Below are 17,221 nucleotides of genomic sequence, written 5' to 3' on the forward strand. Positions count from 1 at the left end.
AACCATTCCTGTCAGTGGCATGTGTTGTGGCTGCGTTGAAAGGCCCTGCAAGTGAACGAGGTCAAGGGCCACTCCCACACGGGACGACACACCCAATCGCCGGATCATGTCAGCGAGACCAGTGGCCAACTCTTAGCCCACCCCACCCGCCGGACGGCGGGATATGGCCCGGGATATCGCCCGGGATATCGCCTTGTAGAGCTCCATCAATGCGAACGACCCCACGCCGACCGCGAGGATCAACAGGCCGTCGGCCAGCGACACGGCCTCGGTGGCGAATACCGCCTGCATCGCCGGCAGGTAGGTCATCAGCAGCTGGGCGAGCGTGACGGCGATCACGGCCAGCCAGACGGGACGCATGCCGCGGATCAGGTCGAGGCTAAGCGACGAGCCGTGGAGGTTGCGGATAAAGAACAGCTGGAATATCTCCAGCACCACCAAGGTATTCATCGCCATCGTGCGAGCCAGTTCCAGCGAATACCCCTGCGCGATCGCGTAGTGGTAGACGCCGAAGACCGCGCCGAGAAAAATTACCGCCACCAGCGCGATGTAGATCAGCCAGCCGCCGGTGAGAATCGGCTCGTTGCGCGGCCGGGGCGGTCGGTCCATCACGCTCGATTCACTGGGCTCGAACGCCAGCGCCAGTCCCAGCGTGACGGCGGTGACCAGGTTGATCCAGAGGATCTGGATCGGCGTTATCGGCAAGGTGAGTCCCGCAAGCAGGGCAACGACGATGGTCAGCGCCTCACCGGCGTTGGTCGGCAGGGTCCAGCTGATGACCTTCTTGATGTTGTCGTAGACGGTCCGCCCCTCGCGGATTGCGGCCACGATCGAGGCGAAGTTGTCATCGGCCAGCACCAGATCCGCGGCCTCCTTAGCCGCCTCGCTGCCCTTGCGCCCCATGGCGATACCCGCATCGGCGCGCTTGAGGGCCGGGGCATCGTTGACCCCATCACCGGTCATCGCCACGCTCTGGCCCAGTGCCTGCAACGCCTCGACCAGCCGCAGCTTGTGTTCGGGACTGGTGCGGGCGAACACGTCGACCTCGGCCACGCTCTGGGTCAGTTCGGCATCCGAGAGGTTTTCTATCTCTGCGCCGGTCAGCGAGCGATCGGGCCGCTCCAGTCCGACCCGGGCGGCGATCGCGCGGGCCGTGCCGGCGTGATCGCCGGTGATCATCTTGACGCGAATACCGGCCCGCCGGCACTCGGCCACCGCCTCGATCGCCTCGTGGCGCGGCGGGTCGGAAAGCCCCACGAGTCCCAGCAGGATCAGCCCATCGGCCACCTCGGCACGCTCAAGCACGGTTTGGGACGGCTCGACCGGACGATAAGCCAGAGCCAGCACCCGCTGGCCTTCACCGGCCAGCGCCTCGGCCCGCTCGGCCCAGAACGCCTGATCCAGTGCCTCGGTTTTCTCCCCGCCTGTGGCCTGTTGATCGCACATCGCGAGCACCGCCTCGGGCGCCCCCTTGACCGAAATGGCCGCATGGCCCTCGTGATCGTGGTCGAGCGTCGCCATGAAGCGATGCGCCGCATCGAAGGGGATTGCATCATTGCGCCGCCAGCGCGCCCTTTCGTCGGCCAGATCCAGCCCGGCCCGTCCGGCCATGGCCAGCAGGGCCCCCTCCATTGGATCGCCCTCGACCCGCCAACCATTCTGATCGCTGCGCAGGTAGGCGTCGTTGCACAGCATCCCCGTGCGCGCGAGTCGTTCGAATGACGCCGGCGCCGACTGCCCGGCCGGCTGGTCGCCGACGAACAGCTCGCCGGTGGGCGCATAACCCTCGCCCGTGATCGTCAGGGTCGCCTCGACCAGCGCCACCTCGGTGACCGCCATCTCATTACGGGTCAACGTACCGGTCTTGTCGGTGCAGATCACCGACACCGAGCCGATCGTCTCGATGGCCGGCAGACGCCGGACGATCGCCTGCCGACGGGCCATTGCCTGCACGCCCACGGCCAGGGTGATGGTCAGCACGGCCGGCAGGCCTTCGGGAATCGCCGCGACAGAGAGCCCAACCACGGCGATGAAGGCCTCCTCGAAGGCCATCCCCCACCACCAGACGCCACCCGCGAGAATCAGGCCGGCGGCTACGAGGATCACGGCGGTCAGCCACCGGCCGAAACGGTCCATCTGCGTTAGCAGTGGCGTGGTCAGGGTCTGCACGCCGGCGATCAGGCCGGAAATCCGGCCCAGTTCGGTATGCGTCCCGGTGGCTGTGATCACGCCCCGGGCCGCCCCTCGGGTCACGAGCGTGCCGCTGTAGGCCATCGATCGCCGGTCACCCAGCGGGGCCTCGGTCTCGACCGCCTCGATCGACTTTTCCTCGGCCAGTGATTCGCCGGTCAATACCGCCTCGTCGACGTGCAGGTCATGGACCTCGATCAAGCGCAGGTCGGCCGGCACCCGGTCACCGGCCTCCAGCAGCACGACATCGCCCGGCACCAGATCGTCGCCCGGAATCGGCTGGCGTTGGCCGTCACGGACCACGGCCGCCTTGAGGGCCAGCATGTGACGAATGGCATCCATCGCCTGCTCGGCGCGCCCTTCCTGAACGAAGCCGATCAGCGCATTGGCCAGCACGACCGCCAGGATGACGGCGGTATCGATACCGTGACCCAGCAGGGCGGTCACGGCCGCCGCGCCCAGCAGCACGTAGATGAGGATATTGTGGAAATGGCGTAGCAGGCGCCGCCAGGCAGGCGGGCGTGGTGCCTCGGGCAGGCGATTGGCGCCGAAACGCTCGAGGCGCTCGCTCACCTCGGCGGCCGTCAGTCCCTCGGGGCGACTCTCAAGGCCCGCCAACACCACGTCGGGCGACTCGGCATGCCAGTACCGGCTCGATGGAAACTCCTCGCTCATTTCCGCCTCCTTAAGCGAACCACACCGCCACCCCCCATCCTCCTCCCCAATCCTCCTGGAGAGTATTACCGCGATCGATCACGAACGCGAGGCACGTTCTCAGCCGGCGGCCGCCTCGTCCATCGCCCGGTTGGCGAGCTGGTCGGCACGCTCGTTTTCCGGGTGCCCGACATGACCGCGGGTCCAGTGCCAATGGACATGATGCCGATCGGCCGCCTGCTCGAGACGCTTCCAGAGATCGGCGTTCTTGACCGGCTTGCCGGCAGCCGTGCGCCAGTTGCGCCGCCGCCAGTTGTGGATCCACTCGGTGATGCCCTGGCGCACGTATTGCGAATCGGTGGTCAGGTGCACCTCGCAGGGCTCCCTGAGCGCCTCAAGCGCCTCGATGGCCGCGGTCAGCTCCATGCGGTTGTTGGTGGTCTCGGTGTCCGCTCCCCACAGGTCGCGTTCGTGCTCGCCGAAGCGCAAGACCGCCCCCCAGCCGCCGGGGCCGGGATTGCCACGGCAGCCGCCGTCGGTCCAGACATGTACCACCTTGCGGCTTGTCGAGGTGTCGTTCGAGTCGTGATCCATGATGGGTGACTTAATCTAGAGCTTATCGATGAACGGATGAAGACTGGCGGCGCATGCCGGCGACCTCGCCACGCACCGGCTGACCGACCAGGGAGGCAAACCGGAAGGCGGACTTGGGCCGACTGGGACGCGCCACCCGTCGGGTCGCGTCGATGACATACAGCCCATTGAGGAACCAGGCCCACTCGTCAGTCAACCGCCGGAACCGCTCGCCTCGCCGGTAGGCGTTCTCGCGGCACCACGGCGTCACACCACCGAGCGGCTCGATCGCGTCAATGCGATAGCCCAATACGCGCAGCCAATCGACCACTCGCCAGGTCGGGTGGTGATGACCAATCCCCAAGGGCGCATGACAGCCCGGCCAGAAGCGCGAGCGCAGGTGTAGCAGGCTCGCCGGGTTCAGCCCGACGATCAGCAGCCGCCCCTCGGGGCGCAACGTTCGGTCGATCTCGCGCAGGATCTCGTGCGGGTTGCGCCGATCCTCGAGCACGTGCAACGCGATCACCAGATCGGCGGCCTCGCTCTCGATCGGCAAGGCATCGAGCTCGACCGGCAGCGACCCGGCCTGACTACCCATCCGACCGCCCGGGGGGCCGGCGAGCACGCGGTGATCGATGCGCAACTGCCGCTCCCAGCCGAACCGCCGCTCGAATTCCAGCCCCGATTCACCCAGCACCAGCGCGTGGTAACCGAAGGCCGTTTCCGCCCGCCGGGCGAGCATGGCAACCAGATCAGCGGCCACCAGCCGGCCGACGGGACCACGATACCAGTCGGCCGCGGCCACGCTGGCGTCAAGCGCACTGTCCTTGTCTGGGTTCTGACTCACGGCATCCTCATGCAGGTAAGGGAGGTCTGCAAGCAGGCCTTCCTCAGGCCACTTCGCGCTCGCCCGGCGACCAGCGCACCACCCGCCGGGCGGCGAGCATCAGCGCAAACGCCAGCAGGCTGGCGAGCGTCATCGCGGCGAAGGCCATATCGGGCTCCACTCTACCCCAGAGCAGCCCGGCAAGGTACAGGCCAAGCGCTGCGCCACCGCCGTAGCTGGCCGCCGACAGGATCGCCTGGCCGCGCGCGTGGGCGCGCCCCGGAAACTGGTGGTCGACCACCCAGATGCCCACCGCGTGGGTCATGCCGAAACTGGCCGCGTGCAGCAGCTGGGCGAACAGCAGCCAGCCGAGCACATCGGCCTGGTAGCCGATCAACAACCAGCGCAGCGCCATCAGGCCGATCGCGATCAGCAACAGACCCAATGGCGCGAAGCGGTTGCGCAGCCCCGGCAGCAGGAAGAACAGCACGATCTCGGCCACCACGCCCAACGCCCACAGCAGGCCGATGGCCGTGGCCGAATAGCCCAGGTCGGCCAGGTGGACGGAGAAAAACGCGTAGTAGACGCCGTGGGAGAGATTGATCAGGAACGAGCCGGCAAAAAAGGCCAGCATGGCCGGCTCCTTGAGCCGATCCCGGATCGAGACGGGGCGCGCGCCGGTCTCACGCGGCAAGCCCGGTTCGGGCACCCGCCACAGCACCACCGCCAGCGCGACCAGCGCCACGGCCATCAGCCAGGGCACGGCGACCAGACCGACACGGTCGATCAACGCGCCCAGTCCCACCGAGGCGACGATGAAACCGATCGAGCCCCAGGCACGCAACGCGGGATAGCGCTCGGGCGCCGGGCCGGTCAGGCGCAGGGCGGCGACGTCCAGCTGGGAGAGTAGCGGCTGCCAGAAAAAGCCGAAGGCCACCAACAGCACCATCCAGCCCACCAGTCCCGCACCGATGCCGGCAAGCAGGGCCAAGCCGACGGCCAGCACGGCACTCACCAGTGACGTGGCGACCAGCCAGACGATCACTCGGCCGCTGTGGTCGACCATCCAGCCGAGCAGGGGCGGCGCGACAAGCTTGGCGGCCATCACCATCGCGAGCATCGCCCCGACCGTGTCGGGGCCGAAGCCCTGCTCGATCAGGTAGGGGCTGAAATACGGCAGGTAGATCCCTAGCCCGAGGAAGAAGGCGAAGTACCCAAGCCGGATCGGGTTCAACCGGACCGCCTCGCCCTGCCCTGCCGGGGTCGTGCTCATCGACCGGGTGTCGAGCCGTCCCCGGCCGGGACCACCGGCGTGTCGGTGGTGAGATCACCGCACTGCCCGCGTTGGCGCATGGCGTGATCCATCAGGGTGAGCGCCAGCATCGCCTCGGCAATCGGCGTCGCCCGAATGCCCACGCAGGGATCGTGGCGGCCGGTGGTGACCACCTCGGTGGTCTCGCCCTGCATGTCGACGCTGCGCCCGGGCAGGCGGATGCTGGAGGTGGGCTTGAGCGCCAGGTGGGCGACCACGTCCTGACCGCTGGAGATGCCCCCGAGCACGCCGCCGGCGTGATTGGAAAGAAACCCATCCGGCGTGATCTCGTCGCGGAACTCGGTACCGCGGGCGGCGATACAATCGAAACCGCTACCGATCTCCACGCCCTTGACCGCGTTGATGCCCATCAGGGCATGCGCGATGTCGGCATCCAGGCGGTCGAACACCGGCTCGCCCCAGCCCGGCGGGCAGCCTTCGGCCCGCACGGTGACCTTGGCGCCGACCGAGTCACCGGATCGACGCAGGTCGTCCATGAAGGTCTCGAGCTCGGCCACCTGGTCGGCGCAGGGCCAAAAGAACGGGTTCTCGCCAACCGTCTGCCAGTTAAAGCAGTCGTCATTGAGGACGATGGGACCGAGTTGGGAGAGGTGCCCGCGTACGCTCACGCCGTGCATCTGTGCCAGCCACTTCTTGGCGATCGCACCGGCAGCCACCCGCATGGCCGTCTCGCGGGCCGACGAGCGCCCGCCGCCCCGGTAGTCGCGGTGACCGTACTTCTGCCGGTAGCTGTAATCGGCGTGTCCCGGGCGGAACTGCTCGGCGATCTTGGAGTAGTCCTTGGAGCGCTGGTCGATGTTCTCGATCAACAGCCCGATGGGCGTGCCGGTGGTCTCGCCCTCGAAGACCCCCGAGAGGATGCGCACCTGGTCGGGTTCACGCCGCTGGGTGGTGTGCCGGGAGGTGCCCGGCCGGCGTCGATCGAGATCGGCCTGCAGGTCCTCCTCGGAGAGTTTCAGGCCCGGCGGGCAGCCATCGACGATCGCGCCGAGCGCCGCTCCGTGGGATTCGCCGAAGGTCGTGACCCGAAACAGGGTGCCGAAGGTGTTGCCTGCCATACGTGTTATCCCAAAAACTGGCCGTTCCAAAACTGGCGCTCGCCGTGGCCACGACGAGCAATTGCCTCCCGCGCGGGCGACCCCGCGGGGCATGCTAAAATGCGCGGCCCAACGCCGACGGCAGCCGCCGTCACGGCGACCTCGAGCCGGCGGACACGCCTGAGCCAAAGACTGCAGAGTATACCTGCCCGATCCGGACACTTCCCAAGACTAGCCGTCCATGCCCATCGAGCTCATCTCCTCCATCGACCGGCAGGCCCGCACCCGCCCGGATGCCCGCGCGCTGGGCGATCGGCACCAATGGCTGGGCTACGCCGAGCTGACCGGTCGGCTCCACGCCGCACGAGGCGCGCTGCGCGCGCTCGATCTTGCGACGGGCGACCGCGTGGTGGTCTGGGCGGGTAAATCGGTCGACACCGTCGTCTGGCTGCTGGCCCTGCTCGCCGAGGACATCGTGCCGGCCCCGGCGCACCCGGGGCTCAAGCCCGAGCAGGTGGGTCACCAACTCGCCCGCTGCGAGGCCCGCGGCCTGCTCGCCGATCGCGCCCGGCTGAGGCAATACGGCCAATCCGCATTCGACGCCGACTGGGGCTGGTGGGCAACCGGGGTTGATGCCCCGCAGGACTTGCCCACCCCCGACGCCGACAACGCAGTCGACCTGACGGCCCGCGAGAATGGGACAACCCCCGACCGCCTGGCCATGCTGTTCTTCACCTCCGGCAGCACCGGCCTGCCCAAGGGCGTGATGGTCAGCGAGGGCAATCTCGATACCGGCACCCGCCTGGTGGCCGACTACCTCGACCTGCGGCAAAGCGACGTGGTCGCCGCCGTGCTGCCGCTGGCCTTCGACTACGGCTTCTCGCAAATCACGACCGGGCTGGCCCGCGGGGCGGCGGTCTACCTCGACGACTACCTGCTGCCCGCCGACCTCAAGCGCCCGCTATTGCGCGAGCAAGCGACGGTCTTCGCCGGCACGCCCGGCCTGCTGGTACCGCTGTCCCGACAATCCTGGCTCCATGAGGCCCCGGGCCTGCGCGTACTGACCAATTCCGGCGGCGCCCTGCCGGTGGCGGCCGTTCGCCGACTGCGCGAGGCGCGCCCGGCCACAAAACTATTCCTGATGTACGGTCTAACCGAGGCCTTCCGCGCCACGTACCTGCCGCCCGAGGAGGTCGAGGCCCACCCGGACGCCATCGGCTACCCGCTGCCCGAGACGACGATCGGCGTGGTCGATCCGGACGGCCGGCTACTCGGGCCGGGCGAAAGCGGGGAGTTGGTGCAGGGCGGGCCGCTGGTCACGCAGGGCTACATCAACGACCCGGATGCCACCACACAACGCTTCCGTCCCCCGCCGCCCGGTTGGCCGGATGAGACGGCCGAGCGCGTGGTCTTCAGCGGCGACCGGGGGCGCCTGGACCAAGCGGGACGCCTGCATTTCGAGGGCCGACTCGACCAGCAGATCAAGGTGGCCGGCTTTCGCATCAGCCCCGAGGAGATCGAGTCGGTGGCCACCGCCGCCCCCGGTATCGAGGAGGCGGTCGCCGTGGGTGAGCCCGATGCGGAAAGCGGCAACCAGCGATTGGTCCTGCACGTCGCGCCACGGCACGCGGATATCGAGGCACTTCGCCACCATCTGCGCGCCCACCTGGCCCCTTATCAGCAACCGGCGGCGATCAAGACCCATGCCGCCCTGCCCCGCTCGGCCAACGGCAAATTCGACCGCCGGGCCCTGACCGTGACGGAGGAGACCTGAACATGGCCAGACACGACCCGAAACTCGATCCGGCCACCGGCGAGGCAACCCTCGAGCGCACCCTCGGCGCCCTGGCCAATTGCTGGGGGCGGGAGAACGGCCACCTGTCGATCGACGGCCAACCGCTTTCGGCCCGACTCCCCCAGACCCCGGCCTATCTTTACAGCCGGCGCTGTCTCGACGCGGCGGTCGCCTCACTGCGTTCGGCGCTGCCCGGCTCCATCGGGATCCACTACGCCATCAAGGCCAACCCGTTCCCGCCGCTGGTGCGGCACCTCGCCGCGCTGGTTGATGGCTTCGACTGCGCCTCGCTGGACGAGATGCGGCTGGCCCGCGAGGTGGCCGGCCCCGAGCAGAAACTCTCGATCGCCGGGCCGGCCAAGTCGCGTGCCGAGCACCGCTACGCGATCGAGGCCGGCATCACCATCAACGCCGAGTCAGTCGGCGAGCTGGAGCGGATCATGGTTGCGGCCCGATCCACGGGGCGGCGTGCCCGGGTCGCCTTGCGGGTCAACCCGCCGTTCGCGCTCAAGGGCTCGGGTATGCACATGGGCGGTGGCGCGCGGCCCTTCGGCATCGACAGCGAAGTGATCCCCTCCTTGCTCGAACAGCGCGAGACGCTCGCCGAGGGCGGCATCGACCTGGTCGGGCTGCACCTGTTCGCCGGTTCGCAGAGCCTGGATGCCGAGGCCATCGCCGCCACACTGGGTGCCTGGACCGACCTGCTGCGCGAGTGGCAGCAGACCACCGGATTCACCCCGGCGGAGCTGATCATCGGGCCGGGGCTGGGCGTGGCCTATCACCCCGGCGATCGACCGCTGGATCTCGCGATCCTCGCACCGGCGTTTGCCCGCCTGGACGAGGAACTGGCCGCGCTGGGCGAGAGCGGCGGCCGGCGCATCGACACGCGCCTGGAACTGGGGCGTTTTTTGGTCGCCGGTGCCGGCATCTACCTGACACGGGTGGTCGATCGCAAGATCTCCCGCGGCACCACGTATCTCGTCTGCGACGGGGGCATGCACCACCACCTGGCCCTCTCCGGCAACCTCGGTGCCGTGTTGCGACGGAACTGGCCGTTGGTCGCGGTCGACCGTCTCGACGACCCGATGAGCGAAACGGTCGACATCGCCGGGCCGCTGTGCACGCCGCTGGACGTACTGGGCAAGAACCAACCCCTGCCGCCACTGGCCCCCGGCGACTGGCTGGGCGTGCTGCAGTCGGGCGCCTACGGCGCGTCTGCCTCGCCGAGCGGTTTTCTCTCCCGCGAGCCGGCGACCGAATACTTGATCTGACCACCGGGGTGACCAACACTCCCCCGCATGGAACCTCGACGCGGGTCACCATGCCGCACCCGCCTCCCGCGCCATATCAGCCATCGCGCCGAGGCTCCCCAATCAACACCCTGCCGATTCCCAAGCCCATGCCGCATACGCCTTCCACTCCGGTGACGGACACGTTATCGACTCGGCCCGACGCCGGTCAGCACTTTCGCCGGTTTCTGCTGGTCAATGCCGCGCTGTTGCTGATCTCGTTGCTCGCCAACCTGATCCTGGAACGGCCCGTGTTCTCGCTGGTGCATGCCCTGATGCTCGCGGCGGTGGGAGTCAGTTGGGGCGTGGCGGCGCGCTGGGGCTGGCGGGTGGCCAAGCGCTGGTATCTGGCGGCGTTGATGCCCTACCTGATCAGTTTTGCCTTCATCGGGCAGATCGAGAGCTTCGACATCCTCTGGATGCTGCTCTTCCCGCCCATCGCGGCCTTCCTGGTCGAGCGCCCGCGTAGCCTGATCCTGTGGGACGCGACCTTCCTCGCCCTGGTGGCGGGCGTCTACACCCTCCACTGGACGCGCCTCTATCCGCTGCTATACACGGACATCGCGCTGGGCGCGCAGCTGACCGCCCTGTTCTTCCTCGCGGTGATCAGCTGGTTCATACAGGGCTACAAGGCGCAATTGGCCGACATGCAGCGCGCCTTCCGTCAGCAACTGGAGCGTCAGGTCGAGGACGGCCTCCAACAGATCCGCGGCCTCAACCGGGAACTGGAATCGACCCAGACCGATCTGGTGCGTCTGCTGGGCGAGCTCTGCGAGGCCCGTTCCGAGGAAACCGGCAACCACGTCGCCCGTGTCGCTGCCTATGCCCGGCACCTGGCGACACTCGCGAACCTGCCCGAACATCACGTCATCCTGATCCACCAAGCCGCCCCACTGCACGACGTGGGCAAGATCGCCGTCCCGGACCGGATTCTCAACAAGCCCGGCCGCCTGACGGACGAGGAATTCCGCGAGATGCAGGCGCACACCCACCGCGGTCACGACATCCTCAAGGCCTCTGGCCGCTCACTGCTGCAGGCGGCGGCCACCATCGCCCACGAGCATCACGAGCGCTGGGATGGCAAAGGCTATCCACGCGGGCTGTCGGGCACCGGTATCTCGATCGAGGGCCGCCTGGTGGCGATTGCCGACGTCTTCGATGCCCTGTCGTTCAAGCGGGTCTACAAGCCGGCCTGGGAAGATGAGCGCATCCGGCACCTGTTCGCCACCGAGCGTGGCCGGCAGTTCGATCCCGACCTGACCGACCTGTTTCTCGATCATTACGCGGATTTCGTTACCCTGCGTGACCGCTCCGGCTGACGTCGCGGCCGGTCAATCTGTCAGGGCAACAGGCGGCGCACTGGGGCAAAGGAGCGTCGATGGATCGGGCTGGGGCCGAGTTCGGCCAGGGCGGCCAGGTGCACGGCCGTGGGATAGCCCTTGTGACGGGCCAGGCCGTAACCGGGATGCTCGGCATCGAGGGCGACGATTTGCCGATCGCGGGACACCTTGGCCAAGATCGAGGCCGCGGCGATGGCCGGGTCGGAGGCATCCCCACCAATCAACGCCCGGCCCAGCACCGGCAGCTCCGGGCAGCGGTTGCCATCGATGTGCGCCCGGTCGAAGACATGACCGTCATTGAGCAGGGCCAGCACGGCCCGGCGCATGGCAAGCATGGAGGCGTGCAGGATATTGAGCTCGTCGATCTCGGCCACGCTCGCCTCGGCGATCGCCCAGCCGGCTGCCCGTTCACGGATCTCGTCGAAAAGCGCCTCACGCCTGCGCTCGGTCAGCTTCTTGGAGTCATCCAGCAGGCGAATCGGGCGGGCGGGGTCGAGGATTACGGCGGCAGCGACCACCGGGCCGGCCAGCGGCCCGCGCCCCGCCTCGTCCACGCCGCAATAGCAGCCCGCATGGTCCAGATCGTCAAACAAGTCGGCTTGCGGCATACTCGCGCCCATTCGTTGTTACCACCTTTGTTTCCGGGGGCTGCTTGGATTCCCAGACCCATCGCCATTCTCACCCGCGCCTCCTGATCGCCGCCGGCGAGGCCTCCGGCGACATGTACGCCGCCGAGCTGATGCCGCGCCTGGCCGAGCGCCTGCCCGGCCTGAGCGCCTTCGGGCTGGGCGGGGCGCAGTCGCGGGCCGCGGGCATCGAGACGATCGTCGACATGGACCAGGTGTCCGTGATGGGCCTGGTCGAGGTATTACGTCACTACGGTCAGCTACGTGCAGCAATGAACACCCTGGTCGAGGCGCTCGATCGCGATCGGCCGGATCTCGTCATCGTGATCGATTTCCAGGAGTTCAACCAGCGCCTGGCGAAGGCCGCCAAGGCGCGCGGCATCCCGGTGCTGTTTGTCGTCGCGCCGCAGGTCTGGGCCTGGCGAGCGGGACGAGCCAGGCACTTTGATCGCTACGCCGATCACCTGGCGGTGCTGTTCGATTTCGAGGTGCCGTTGTTCGCCGCACACGGCCTGCCCACCACCCACATCGGCCACCCGCTGATCGAGCTGATCGACCGCGAGGCACCCGACCGGGCCGAGGCCCGCCAAACCCTGTCCTTGTCCGCCGAGGACACCGTCATCGGCCTGCTCCCGGGCAGCCGTCGCGGCGAGATCGAACGCCTGTTGCCGGGCTTTATCGCCACGGCCGAGCGCCTGCTCGAGGCGGATCCCACCCGCCGGTTCATCCTACCGCGGGCCGACTCTATCGATGCCGACTGGCTGGGCGAGCGCATCGCGGAATGCGCGCCCTCGGCGCGACTCCACGAACGCTTGACCATCACGACAAGCGGCGCACGTCGCGTGATGGCCGCCAGCGACGCCCTGCTGATCGCCAGCGGCACCGCCTCGTTGGAGGCGGCGCTGATCGGCACGCCCATGGTGATCGCCTATCGCAGCAATCGCCTGACCTATGCCTTGGCACGCCACCTGGTGCGCATCGAGCACATCGGCCTGCCCAATATCATCCTCGGTCGCGAGGCCGTCCCCGAGCGACTGCAGGATGCGGCGACGCCCGAGCAGCTGGCCGAGGACATCGAGCAATTGCTCTCGCCCGACGGGTCAGCGTCTCAGCGCACGGCCCTGAGGGAAATTCGCGGTCGACTGGGTCAGCGGGGGGCATTCGACCGTCTGGCCGACCTCGCCACCGGCATGATTACCGACAACGCCTGACTCAGGACTCGCCGGTCAGTCTTTTCGGATCGAGCAGCTCGGCGAGCGTAGCCTCGTCGAGGTCGGTCATCTCACGCGCCACATCAATCACCGCCCGCCCCTCGGCATAGGCCCGCTTGGCGATCGCCGCACCGGCCTCGTAGCCGATCACCGGATTCAAGGCCGTCACCAGGATCGGGTTGGCCGCGAGATCACGCTCAATGCGTTCATGGTTGACGGTGAAACCGGCAATCGCCTTGTCGGCCAGCAGACGCGAGGCGTTGCTGCCCAGCGTGATCATCTCGTCGAGGTTGGCCGCCACCACCGGGAACATCACGTTGAGCTCGAAGTTGCCCGACTGCGCGGCCATGGCCACCGCGTGATCGAGCCCCTGGATCTGCACGGCGACCATCGCGACCGATTCGGGCACCACCGGGTTGACCTTGCCGGGCATGATCGAGCTGCCCGGCTGCAGCGCCGGCAGGCTGATCTCGCCCAGGCCGGCCAGCGGACCGCTGTTCATCCAGCGCAGGTCGTTGGCGAGCTTGTGCAGGAAGGCCGCCAGCCCGCGCAGGGCCGAACTCAACGCCAGCGAGTCGTCCTGCACGCTCATACCGACGGCCGGGTGGGCCAGGCGTGCGAAGGGTCGATCCCGATCGAGATCACGGTTGAGCGCATCGATGGCGGCGTCGGCAAAGCCTTTCGGCGCATTCAGGCCGGTCCCCACGGCCGTGCCGCCCAACGGCAGGGCGAGATTGCGATCACGCGCCTGTTCGAGGGCGACTCGCCAGCCGCGCAGTTGCTCGACGAAACCCTCGAGCACCTGGTCGAAGCGAATCGGGGTCGCATCCATCAGGTGCGTCCGCCCGGTCTTGACCACGCCCGCCAGTTCGCGCGCCCGGCCGAGCAACACGGTCTCCAGGTGCGCCAGCGCCGGCAGCAGGTCGCGCTCGACCCGCCGCACCGACATCACGCGGATCGCGCTGGGCACCACGTCGTTGGAGCTCTGGCTCATGTTGACGTGGTCGTTGGGGTGCACGCACGCCTCAGCACCGGCGAGGTGGGCGATCACCTCATTGACGTTCATGTTGCTCGAGGTGCCCGAGCCCGTCTGATAGACGTCGACCGGAAAGGCATCACGGAACTCGCCCTCGGCCAGGCCGGCGGTCAACCGGTCCGCCACGCCCACGATGGCCTCGGCGCGAACCGTGTCCAGCGTGCCGAGGGCTCGATTGCCCCGCGCACAGGCCGCCTTCAACCGGCAGAGGGCATCGATGAAGGCCACCGGCATGGGCCGGCCGCTGACGGGGAAATTGTCTACCGCCCGCTGGGTCTGCGGACCGTAGAGGGCATCGGCCGGCAGGCGCACCTCGCCCAGGCTGTCGTGCTCGATGCGTTCGGCAGAGTTAGTGGCAGTCATGGCGTCGATGGGGCGGGATCAAGGGGTGGACAAAGGGGTAGAGCAAGGTGGCGCGGATCGCCTGAGACGCCCACGCTACCGGGTTCGGGGGTCAGCGGGTAATGCCACGCTCGCTTTCGCGAATGAAGGCAAGCATCTCGGTCAGCGCCGGCTCGGTCTCGGCGGCCTGCTCGAACTCGGTCCACACCAGGTCATCGCCCTGGCGCTTGACCAGCTGGCGGAAGCAGCGGTTGAGCAGCGTGATGGTTTCGGCCGAGAACCCACGGCGCTTGAGCCCTTCCTTGTTCAGGCCGATCGCACGCGCCCGCGCGCCGTCGGCCATCACGAACGGCACCACGTCCTTGGACACCTTGGAAAAGCCACCGATGAAGGCGTGCGCGCCAATGTGACAGAACTGGTGAGCAACGGCGAACCCGCCGAAGATGGCATGCTCGCCCACCTCGACGTGGCCGGCGAGCGAGGCGGCGTTCGCGAGAATGACGTGGTCACCCACCAGGCAATCGTGGGCCACATGCGCGTAGGCCATCACCAGGATGTCCGAGCCCAGTCGGGTCAGTCCGCCGCCACCGGCGGTACCCCGGTGGATGGTGGAAAACTCGCGAATGCGGTTGCGATCACCGATCTCGAGAAAGGTGCGCTCGCCGGCGAACTTGAGGTCCTGGGGCACCTCGCCCACGACGGCATGGCTGAAGATATGATTGTCCGTACCGATTCGGCACGGCCCCTTGATCACCGTGTGCGACTCGATGACCGTGTTGGCACCAATCTCGACCTCGCCTTCGATGATCGTAAAGGGGCCGACCTGCACACTCTCGTCCAAACGGGCCTCGTCACTGATGATCGCGCTCGGATGAATCATTCGATCACTTCCTTGGCCACACACTTGACCGTGGCACGCGACGCCAGCTCGTCGCCGACGTGTGCCGTGCAATTGAAGATCCCCATGCCGCGGGCCATGCGCTTGATCTCCACCCGGATGGTGAGCTGATCGCCCGGCTCGACCATGCGACGGAACGTCACGTCATCCAGCCCAACCAGCATGTAGAGCGCATTATCCTTCGGCTTGCCACCGTTGGAACTGAAGGCAAGCACCCCAGTCGCCTGCGCCATTGCCTCGGTGATCAGCACGCCCGGCATGATCGGCCGGACCGGGAAATGCCCCTGGAAAAACGGCTCGTTGAAGGTCACGTTCTTGATGGCGACCAGGTACTCATCGGCCTTCCAGTCGACCACCCGGTCGATCAGCAGAAACGGGTATCGGTGCGGCAGGAGATTCATGATCTCCGGCACCATCATGGTGTTGTCTTCGCTCACGAATCATCCTCGGGCGTCGGCGTGTCACCGAGCCGCTTTTCCAGTTGTTTGACCCGGCGTGCGAGCCGGTCGAGTTGTTTGAAGCGCGCGGCGTTTCGATGCCAGCGCTCGTTCGTGTCCAGCGGCGTGCCAGCCGAGTAGACCCCCGGCCGGTGGATCGAACGGGTGACCATCGACATGCCAGTAATGTGCACGTTGTCGGTCAGGCTAAGATGGCCAGCGAGCCCGACGCCTCCACCCAGGGTGCAGTAACGGCCGACCTCGCTCGATCCCGCCAGGCCGGCACAGCCAGCGATCGCCGAATGCTCGCCGATGCGCACGTTGTGCGCGATCTGAATCAGGTTGTCGAGCTTGACGCCATCGGCGATCACCGTGTCATCCAGCGCCCCGCGATCGATGGTGGTGTTCGCGCCAATATCGACGTCATTCCCGATCACGACACGCCCCACCTGGGGCACCCGGCGCCAGACGCCGTTATCCTGCGCCAAGCCAAAGCCATCCGATCCGATCACCACCCCGGGCTGGATCACGCAACGCGCGCCGATCAGGCTATCGTCGAGCACGGTCACTCGTGCCAGCAGCCGCGTTGCCTCACCAATCTCGACGTTCGGACCGATCACGCAGCCTGGCCCGATCACGGCCTTGGGCCCGATCCGTGCGCCGGCGCCGATGGTGGCCTGGGCCTCGATGCAGGCACTCGGATCGATGGTCGCGCGTTCGTCGACTACCGCCGAGGCATGCACCCCCGCGGGCCTGGCCGGCAACGCGTAGAGATGCTCGAGGACTCGGGCGAAGGCCAGCCGCGGCTGGTCGACGACCAGGAAACAGGCGGAGTCGGGCAAGCGCTGACGCCCCGCCTCGTTGGTCAACACCAGGCCGGCCCGAGTCGCGCCGGCCTGTTCCGCGCTGCGCTTGTCGCCGTCGTAGTAGCTGATATCCGTGGCGGTCGCACAGGCCAACGAAGCCGCCCCCGTGATGCGGGAGGCGGCCTCGTCGGGGGTCACATCGGCGGCCCCATCCATGGGCTGGGCACCAAGCCACTCGGCGATTTCGCCGACGGTCGCGCTCGTGCGGGCCGAAATACTCACCGTGCGTCAGGCCCCGGCCGGATCAGCGGCCCAACTGCTCGAGACGGTCGAGGACATCCTTCGTCAGCTCAACCCGATCGGCCGAGTAGACCACGCCCTCGGAAAGCACCAGGTCATAGCCCTGCTCTCGAGCCACCTCACGGATGGCGTCGAGGACCATGCGCTGCAACTTGCCGAGTTCCTCGTTCTTGCGCAGATTGAGATCGTCACGGAAGTTGCTTTGCTGACGCTGCAGATCACGAAGCTTACGGTTGAGCTCGCGTTCGAGATTGCCCCGATCGCCCTCGTTCATGGTCACGCCGTCACGATTGAGACGGCTTTCCATCTCCTGGACTTCCTGGCGCAGCAAACGCAGTTCCTCCTCGCGGGCGGAAAACTCCTGCTCGAGCTTCTGCTTGGCCTGCTCGGCCTGGGGCGCCTGCTCAAGCAGCACCGAGGAATTGACGAAGCCGATCTTGATGTCGGCCGCATGCACGGTCAGCGGCGCAATCAGCGCGATTGTGAGTAAGGCGAATCGTTGAAGCAAGCGAATCACGCGGTCATCTC

The 17,221-nt window shown here is 67.5% G+C and carries 15 protein-coding genes; 4 read left to right on the forward strand and 11 right to left on the reverse strand.

Features of this window, described 5'->3' with window-relative positions; translation table 11 throughout:
- Positions 1-132: 132 nt before the first annotated feature.
- From ABGV18_RS04425 to aroC, 5 genes are all read right to left on the reverse strand, one after another.
- Positions 133-2,865 (reverse strand): cation-transporting P-type ATPase, encoded by a 2,733-nt coding sequence (locus ABGV18_RS04425; RefSeq protein ID WP_396584985.1) that lies wholly within the window; start codon positions 2,863-2,865, stop codon positions 133-135.
- A gap of 99 nt (positions 2,866-2,964) precedes the next feature.
- A complete protein-coding gene (gene rnhA / locus ABGV18_RS04430; protein ID WP_396584986.1) occupies positions 2,965-3,438 on the reverse strand; it encodes a ribonuclease HI in 474 nt (157 codons plus the stop codon).
- A 22-nt stretch (positions 3,439-3,460) separates the two neighbouring features.
- Positions 3,461-4,264 (reverse strand): methyltransferase domain-containing protein, encoded by an 804-nt coding sequence (locus tag ABGV18_RS04435; protein WP_396584987.1) that lies wholly within the window; start codon positions 4,262-4,264, stop codon positions 3,461-3,463.
- 43 nt (positions 4,265-4,307) lie between these two features.
- A complete protein-coding gene (locus tag ABGV18_RS04440) occupies positions 4,308-5,516 on the reverse strand; it encodes an MFS transporter (protein ID WP_396584988.1) in 1,209 nt (402 codons plus the stop codon).
- A complete protein-coding gene (aroC, locus tag ABGV18_RS04445; RefSeq protein WP_396584989.1) occupies positions 5,513-6,634 on the reverse strand; it encodes a chorismate synthase in 1,122 nt (373 codons plus the stop codon). Before aroC ends, ABGV18_RS04440 begins: the two co-directional genes overlap by 4 nt.
- 220 nt (positions 6,635-6,854) lie before the next feature.
- Between aroC and ABGV18_RS04450 the strand changes: the two genes are divergently transcribed.
- From ABGV18_RS04450 to ABGV18_RS04460, 3 genes are all read left to right on the forward strand, one after another.
- Complete coding sequence (locus ABGV18_RS04450; protein WP_396584990.1) at positions 6,855-8,387, forward strand: AMP-binding protein; 1,533 nt, start codon at positions 6,855-6,857, stop codon at positions 8,385-8,387.
- A 2-nt stretch (positions 8,388-8,389) separates the two neighbouring features.
- A complete protein-coding gene (locus ABGV18_RS04455; RefSeq protein WP_396581173.1) occupies positions 8,390-9,679 on the forward strand; it encodes a type III PLP-dependent enzyme domain-containing protein in 1,290 nt (429 codons plus the stop codon).
- Positions 9,680-9,807: 128 nt separating this feature from the next.
- Positions 9,808-11,016, forward strand: coding sequence for an HD domain-containing phosphohydrolase (locus ABGV18_RS04460; protein ID WP_396584991.1), 1,209 nt, complete (start codon positions 9,808-9,810; stop codon positions 11,014-11,016).
- 20 nt (positions 11,017-11,036) lie between these two features.
- Here ABGV18_RS04460 and rnhB read toward each other — a convergent pair whose 3' ends face one another.
- On the reverse strand, positions 11,037-11,645 hold the full coding sequence (rnhB, locus tag ABGV18_RS04465; protein ID WP_396581175.1) for a ribonuclease HII: 609 nt from the start codon (positions 11,643-11,645) through the stop codon (positions 11,037-11,039).
- A gap of 44 nt (positions 11,646-11,689) precedes the next feature.
- Between rnhB and lpxB the strand changes: the two genes are divergently transcribed.
- On the forward strand, positions 11,690-12,874 hold the full coding sequence (gene lpxB, locus ABGV18_RS04470) for a lipid-A-disaccharide synthase (protein WP_396581176.1): 1,185 nt from the start codon (positions 11,690-11,692) through the stop codon (positions 12,872-12,874).
- A gap of 1 nt (position 12,875) precedes the next feature.
- Here the strand turns inward: lpxB and ABGV18_RS04475 are convergent, their stop codons facing one another.
- From ABGV18_RS04475 to ABGV18_RS04495, 5 genes are all read right to left on the reverse strand, one after another.
- A complete protein-coding gene (locus tag ABGV18_RS04475) occupies positions 12,876-14,273 on the reverse strand; it encodes a lyase family protein (protein WP_396584992.1) in 1,398 nt (465 codons plus the stop codon).
- A gap of 91 nt (positions 14,274-14,364) precedes the next feature.
- Complete coding sequence (gene lpxA, locus ABGV18_RS04480; RefSeq protein ID WP_396584993.1) at positions 14,365-15,132, reverse strand: acyl-ACP--UDP-N-acetylglucosamine O-acyltransferase; 768 nt, start codon at positions 15,130-15,132, stop codon at positions 14,365-14,367.
- A complete protein-coding gene (gene fabZ / locus ABGV18_RS04485; RefSeq protein ID WP_396585046.1) occupies positions 15,129-15,569 on the reverse strand; it encodes a 3-hydroxyacyl-ACP dehydratase FabZ in 441 nt (146 codons plus the stop codon). The genes lpxA and fabZ overlap by 4 nt, the downstream gene beginning before the upstream one ends.
- 14 nt (positions 15,570-15,583) lie before the next feature.
- On the reverse strand, positions 15,584-16,675 hold the full coding sequence (gene lpxD / locus ABGV18_RS04490; protein ID WP_396581179.1) for a UDP-3-O-(3-hydroxymyristoyl)glucosamine N-acyltransferase: 1,092 nt from the start codon (positions 16,673-16,675) through the stop codon (positions 15,584-15,586).
- Positions 16,676-16,697: 22 nt separating this feature from the next.
- Positions 16,698-17,210 carry an OmpH family outer membrane protein gene (locus tag ABGV18_RS04495; protein WP_396584994.1) on the reverse strand — a complete coding sequence of 171 codons (513 nt, stop codon included), beginning with the start codon at positions 17,208-17,210 and terminating at the stop codon, positions 16,698-16,700.
- Positions 17,211-17,221 lie beyond the last annotated feature (11 nt).

The organism is Guyparkeria halopsychrophila (assembly GCF_044582135.1).
Taxonomy (GTDB): Bacteria; Pseudomonadota; Gammaproteobacteria; order Halothiobacillales; family Halothiobacillaceae; genus Guyparkeria.